This is a genomic window from Flavobacterium facile, assembly GCF_036321945.1.
Lineage (GTDB): Bacteria > Bacteroidota > Bacteroidia > Flavobacteriales > Flavobacteriaceae > Flavobacterium > Flavobacterium facile.
Map to the genome: position 1 here is coordinate 124,008 of NZ_JAZAYT010000027.1, position 6,515 is coordinate 130,522.

Annotated in this window: 6 protein-coding genes; 3 read left to right on the forward strand and 3 right to left on the reverse strand. The window is 29.0% G+C overall.

Going from position 1 to position 6,515, the window contains the following annotated elements:
* Positions 1-40 precede the first annotated feature (40 nt).
* From UEQ13_RS02765 to UEQ13_RS02775, 3 genes are all read right to left on the reverse strand, one after another.
* Positions 41-931, reverse strand: coding sequence for a Ppx/GppA phosphatase family protein (locus UEQ13_RS02765; protein ID WP_329804872.1), 891 nt, complete (start codon positions 929-931; stop codon positions 41-43).
* Positions 932-1,030: 99 nt separating this feature from the next.
* A complete protein-coding gene (gene ppk1 / locus UEQ13_RS02770) occupies positions 1,031-3,130 on the reverse strand; it encodes a polyphosphate kinase 1 (protein ID WP_329804873.1) in 2,100 nt (699 codons plus the stop codon).
* Entirely contained in the window at positions 3,114-3,626 is a 513-nt protein-coding gene (locus UEQ13_RS02775) for a SixA phosphatase family protein (protein WP_329804874.1), read from the reverse strand. Before UEQ13_RS02775 ends, ppk1 begins: the two co-directional genes overlap by 17 nt.
* A gap of 784 nt (positions 3,627-4,410) precedes the next feature.
* Between UEQ13_RS02775 and UEQ13_RS02780 the strand changes: the two genes are divergently transcribed.
* The 3 genes from UEQ13_RS02780 to UEQ13_RS02790 are packed head-to-tail and all read left to right on the forward strand — an operon-like array spanning position 4,411 to position 6,438.
* On the forward strand, positions 4,411-4,923 hold the full coding sequence (locus tag UEQ13_RS02780) for a hypothetical protein (RefSeq protein WP_329804875.1): 513 nt from the start codon (positions 4,411-4,413) through the stop codon (positions 4,921-4,923).
* 32 nt (positions 4,924-4,955) lie between these two features.
* A complete protein-coding gene (locus UEQ13_RS02785; protein WP_329804876.1) occupies positions 4,956-5,399 on the forward strand; it encodes a VWA domain-containing protein in 444 nt (147 codons plus the stop codon).
* 34 nt (positions 5,400-5,433) lie between these two features.
* On the forward strand, positions 5,434-6,438 hold the full coding sequence (locus UEQ13_RS02790; RefSeq protein ID WP_329804339.1) for an IS30 family transposase: 1,005 nt from the start codon (positions 5,434-5,436) through the stop codon (positions 6,436-6,438).
* Positions 6,439-6,515: the final 77 nt, after the last annotated feature.

The window sequence follows — 6,515 nt, forward strand, 5'->3', positions numbered from 1 at the left end:
AAAGGACTTTAATTTAACTTAAAGTCCTTTTTATATATATCTATATCCTATCAAAATACATCGCTTTCACGATACCATCAGATAATCCGATTTTTGGTACATAAATATGATTAGCTCCACTCCATTTCATAGCACTTAAGTAAATGGTAAGTGCTGGAATGATTACGTCGGCGCGGTCAGTATTTAAACCTAACTCGGCAATACGTTGTTCGTAAGTTAATGAGTTGAAATAATCAAACTGTGTTTTTAAGTATTTATAAGTCAAAGGTTTGTCTTGCATTTTACCCGACAATTTGAAGGTTTTATTAATATTTCCACCAGATCCAATCATGATGATATTATCTAAACCTTCCGTATTGATTTTAATCCATTTTTCAATTTCTTGCCAAACGACTTCATTCACCATATTGTTCAACAAACGGACGGTTCCATTTTTAAACGATTTAGAAACCACCATTTTTCCATCAGAAAAAAGTGAAAATTCGGTACTTCCACCACCAACATCTACATATAAATAGTTTTCGTTGGTTTTTATAAACTGATGTAAATCTGAAGAAGCGATAATTGCGGCTTCTTTTTTTCCATCGATAATTTCAATTTTTATATCTGCTTTTTTCTTGATGATTTCTGTAACTTCTTTTCCGTTATAGGCTTCACGCATCGCAGAAGTAGCACAAGCCATATATTTTTCAACTTTGTAAACTTTCATTAATAATTTGAAAGCTTTCATAGCATCAATCATTCTGTCGATGTTTTCTTCAGATATTTCGCCAACGGTAAATGCATCTTGTCCTAAACGAATGGGAACGCGAATTAAGGCACTTTTATTAAATTGTACTTCTTTTCCTTTTTGCTCAATAATGTTCATGATTAACAAACGCATGGCGTTGGAACCAATATCTATTGCAGCATATTTTTTTATTTGAATCATTAATTTGTTTTTTTAACCACGAATTACTCAGATTTTCACGGATTTATTAAATAAATTGGTTAAACAAGATTTACTTAACTCTAATTTTTTAAAAAAAATCTATACAATTTCGGTAATAACTTCTAATTTGTTTTGATAATGTTTGTACATTTCTTGTTGGGCTCTAAACGGCTTTTCGTCACCACGTTTTCTGTATTGATTTTCAAACTTATCAGAATGTAAACGTGCTTTCACATTGGCTTTCCAACCGATTTCAAAAGTTTCAATTAAATCTTTTTTTATTTCAATATCATAAATCGGACAGGTTACTTCTACCCTAGCATCAATATTTCTGGTCATAAAATCAGCAGAAGAAATAAACACTTCCGGATCGTCATTATTACAGAAAATAAATAAACGCGAATGTTCTAAATAATTATCAACAATACTAATAGCTTCGATGTTTTCGCTTAGTTTTTTCACGCCAGGCACCAAACAACAAATTCCTCTAATTATCAATTTAACTTTTACACCAGCCAAACTTGCATCGTATAATTTATCAATCATTTTATAATCCGATAAACTATTCATTTTCAGATTAATATAAGCAGGCTTACCTTCTAAAGCATTTTTTATTTCTCTTTCAATTAATTTTACGAAACGAGAACGTGTGTAATGTGGCGAGACAATTAAGTGTTTGTATCGATGTACTCTATAATTTACTTCGAAGAATTCAAAAACCTTAGAAATATCTTTTAAAATTCTGTTATCGCTTGTGAATAAAGTCACATCTGTATAAATTTTCGCAGATGATTCACTGAAATTTCCTGTTGAAACAAAACCGTATCTTGTAATTTCATCATCTTTTTCAACACGTTCTACGACACAAATTTTACTGTGTACTTTCAAGCCTTTCACACCAAAAATTAAATTGATGCCTTCTTCCTGCATTTGTTCTGCGTAAGAAATGTTACTTGCTTCATCAAAACGCGCTTGCAATTCAATTTGAACTGTTACTTTTTTACCGTTTTTTGCAGCGTTAATTAACGAACTAACAATTTGTGAATTCTTAGACAAACGATATAATGTTATTTTTATCGATTGTACTTTCGGATCTAAAGCAGCTTCTCTTAAAAATCGAATTACGTACGAAAACGATTGGTAAGGCGCGTGTAATAAGTAATCTTTTTCTTTGATACTTTCCAGCATACTTCCGTCTAAGGTTAAACCTTGAATAGGCAACGGAACATTTTGTTTATATAATAAATCGTAGCGACCTAAATTCGGAAAATCCATATAATCTCTACGATTATGGTATCTTCCACCTGGAATTATCGAATCGGAACTATCAATTTTCATTCTGTTTAGGAAAAATTCCAAAGTGTCTTCATCAATTCCTTGATCGTAAACAAATCGAACAGGCTCACCTACTCTACGTTCTTTAACGCTGTACGAAATTTTTTCTATAAAACTTTTACTTAAATCGGAATCAAATTCTAATTGAGCATCACGGGTAATTTTAATCATGTGCGCGTCAATACTTTCATAATCGAAAATATTAAAAATGCTATCAATGCTGTATCGGATAACATCGTCAAGAAGAATAATATGTTGTTTTTCAGAGTTAGTTGGTAAAACTACAAATCTGTTGATGGTTTTCGGGATTTCTACAATAGCATATCTGATTTCTCTATCGTTTAATAATTGAGAAATGATACCTGCTTTGTTTTTTTTCATCACTAATTTCACGGCTAAATATCCGGAAGTATCCTTAATTAAAGGAAATTCGACCAAATCATTTAACATGATTGTAACTAATTCTGGACTTACTTTTTGAATGAAAAAATCTTTGATAAAGGCTTCTTGTTCTTTATTGATTTCTTTTTCATTGATGATATAAATACCTTCTTTTTCTAATTTTTTCTCGATATCGTTTAATATTCTTAAACTTTCCGATTGGTGTTCAATTACAATTTCTGTAATATCTTTTAACAATTGATCGGCACTAATATCGCCTAAAATAGGTTTTGTGTCTATATGTTCAAGACTCATTCTTCTAATTGCTGCGTATCTAACGCGGAAAAATTCGTCTAAATTGTTGGAAAAAATACCTAAAAACCTCAATCTATCTAATAAGGGAACATTTTGATCGGCAGCTTCTTGTAGCACTCTCGCATTAAATGTTAACCAGCTTTTTTCTCTATCAATGTATGGATTCATTCTTTATTTTACTTCTAATTAATTTTGGAAAGAGTATATTTTTAACTTTTCCCTTTTTTATGTTTAACCAATTATCTTCATTAAATTCAATTTGTACAACTCCAGATGTAGGCACATTATCAATATGTTGGTTTCCAAATTTATTTACAAAATTGGTGATAGCATCATTATGACCAAACAAAATGATATTTTCAAACCTGTTGTCACATGATCTGATTTTGTCGTGTAATTCTTTGTAATCAAAAGTATACAAATCTTTTCTAAAGATAATATTTTCGATAGGAATTAACAAATTTTGAGCAAAAATATAACATGTTTCTTTCGTTCGTTTCGCTGCACTACTCCATACTACAAACTTATTTGGTAGAAATTTATTTATTTTGGAGGATATTAAAAAAGCATCATTAATGCCTCTTTGAGAAAGCGGTCTGTCAATATCGCTTAAAGGAAAATCCCAACTAGATTTCGCATGTCGTATTAAAATCAAATTTTTCATATGTTACTAATTTAGTGAAAATTAAAAGTAAGTAAAAAATTTAACTATTTACATACCAATAAGTTGTATTTAACAGATTTTATGATACTTTATATCGATTTTACCACATTTGTATGTTAAAATACAAAAAAATTAAATTAAATTTGAATTCAATCCTGGACAATAAGGCGAATTAATTAAAAAACTACTTGATAATTAATTTGAATAAAAATCTTCTCTTTTTATTTTTTAGAATAAGAATAGCTTAAATTCTAAAAATAAATTCAAAAGAACTCCACAACACAAGCTTTAAACAAAACTTAAAAAAACAATTTAATTTAAAACTTTATATAATGCATTTTAAACATTTAATTAACAGATAATTGTATTTAAAAGATTTTATAATACCGTATAACGATTTTATACAAATTTGTGTTAATCATTGAAAATAATTGCTTTAAATTTGAAATATAAAACCATAACAAACACATTTATTTATATAGAATATAAAAATTTTAATAGAGAAAAACCTTAACTTATCTTAGACATTTTTAAGATAAAAAAAACAAAAAATGTTACATTAATTTAAAAACTATTCATCTCTCAATTAGTTCTATTAAAAATTGTCGACTTAACCTAAATCTCCACTACACTTAAAAATATTCCCCAATAATATTTTAAGAAATCAGGAGAAAACTCATTTTTAGAAATTTTAATTTAATTAAATAACAGTTTAGAAAACTAAACTGAAGAGGAATTGTCATCTTAATTTTTAAAGTTACTTCAACCCTAAAATAAATTGAATATGAGAACAAAACAAACTTTATACGCAGTAACGGTTTTTATTTCTTCACTAAAATATAAACTAATTATTATTTTCTTAATTTTTAATTCAGCATTTAGTTTTGCACAAACTTGTAGTGCTAATTTAGATGTATCAAAAGGTAGAAAAACAAGAAGTACTTCTAGTAGTGGAACTTATTACAAAATGACTATTACCAATAATGGCATTAGTAATGACATTTACACATTATCTTCTCAAAATACAAATGGAAGCTGTAGCAATAGCGATAATAGTAGCACTACATCCAATGTAGTTTTAAACATATCATTTACAGATATTAATTTAAATTCAATTTCTACTATCTCAGTAAATTCTGGAGAAACTTCAACTTTTTTTGTTCATGTTACCGTACCAGCTGGAACACCTATTAACAAATGGTGTTGCACTCAAATAACTGCTTCTTCAAGTATATGTAAAAATTACTACGCTAATTCATCATTACACACCCTTGTAATTAATTCTAATGACAATTGATTTCGTCAGATTCAACCTTAAAATAATTTGATATGAAAAAATTTATACAATTTTTCAGAAAAATTCGAGATGTTAAATACATATATCTTAAAATATTACTTGTTTTTTCATCTTCTCTTACGTTTGGACAAACTATTACACCAACAAAAACAGTTGTTCAAAATGTAAGTTCGTGTGGTATTATTGATGTAGAATTAAAAGTTGTGGGTGCTAACCCAATAGCTAGACCATTAGAAGTTGTTCTAGTTATTGATAGATCTGGAAGTATGACGAGCGGTAGCCCTGAGACTTCTATGGATCATGCAAAAGATGCAGCTATAGATTTCATCAATAACATCTTTTCGTTAGCAAACAATCCTACAGGATTAAATAAAGTTGCAATTGTCTCCTATGCTGACACTGCAACAATCAATCAAGTTTTAACTTTATCTAGTGGTAAAACTGGATTAATATCAATGGAGAATTCAATAACTTAATGCAACAAATGATAATTTTTATCTTTGTTGAATTATGGAAAAAAAGCACAAACGACTTACACTAAATGAACGCATTATTATTGAGACTTTACTCTATGAAAATAAGTCTAAAAGTTATATTGCAAAGCATCTAAATAGAAATCGTTCTACTATTACTCGAGAAATAAATAGTTGGATGCACAAACCAACCGATAAATACAATGCAACTTTAGCAGATTTCTTTGCAAAAGAAGAGTATTTAAACAAAAGAAATCTTGATAAAATAAATACTCATAAAAAACTTAAACTATTTGTTTACAGAGGCTTATTATGTGGTTTTTCGCCAGAACAAATTGCTGGAAGAATTAAAATTGATTATCCTAACAATAGTATTATGACAATCTCTCATGAAGCAATTTATCAGCATATTTATAAACATAGACAGTCAAGATTAGGCAAAAAACTCATACAACTTCTACCCTATCATCATTCCAAAAGAAGATACAATAGAAAAGGTGGAAAAAACAAAATACGAATCAAAGACCAAGTAAATATTAGCCAAAGACCCAACAGTGTTGAGTTACGAAACGAAGTTGGACATTGGGAAGGAGATCTAATGATTGGTGTAGGACAAAAAAGTGCCATCGGAACAATTGTAGAAAGAAAAACAAGATATGTTTTCATTATTAAATTAGAAAATAGAAAATCCGAAACCGTGACACAACAATTTGCAAAACACTTGAAAACACTACCCAAATACACTGTAAAATCAATGACTTACGACAACGGAATGGAAATGGCAAATCACAAATGGCTATCAAATAACACTGGAATGGATATATATTTTGCTAATCCTTATTCTTCCTGGGAACGTGGAACTAACGAAAACACGAACGGTTTAATTAGGCGTTTTTTCCCTAAAGGAACTGATTTTAACACCATAACAAACAAACAACTAAAACATGCTGAATTAACTCTAAACAATAGACCTAGAAAGGTTTTAGGGTACAAAACACCTCAAGAAAAAATGAATCAAGAAATCACTAACTATATAGCATAAATCAAGCCTATTTCGGAAATAACTTTTGGTCAATTAAAAAGACCAAAAAAGTTATTCTGAAATTAGACAAAATGAAA

What these genes read in the sequence shown, in the direction of transcription:
- ppk1 (WP_329804873.1), bottom strand. Translation starts at nt 3,130, where the DNA reads ATGAATCCATACATTGATAGAGAAAAAAGCTGGTTAACATTTAATGCG.
- UEQ13_RS02765 (WP_329804872.1), bottom strand. Translation starts at nt 931, where the DNA reads ATGATTCAAATAAAAAAATATGCTGCAATAGATATTGGTTCCAACGCC.
- UEQ13_RS02790 (WP_329804339.1), top strand. Translation starts at nt 5,434, where the DNA reads ATGGAAAAAAAGCACAAACGACTTACACTAAATGAACGCATTATTATT.
- UEQ13_RS02785 (WP_329804876.1), top strand. Translation starts at nt 4,956, where the DNA reads ATGAAAAAATTTATACAATTTTTCAGAAAAATTCGAGATGTTAAATAC.
- UEQ13_RS02780 (WP_329804875.1), top strand. Translation starts at nt 4,411, where the DNA reads ATGAGAACAAAACAAACTTTATACGCAGTAACGGTTTTTATTTCTTCA.
- UEQ13_RS02775 (WP_329804874.1), bottom strand. Translation starts at nt 3,626, where the DNA reads ATGAAAAATTTGATTTTAATACGACATGCGAAATCTAGTTGGGATTTT.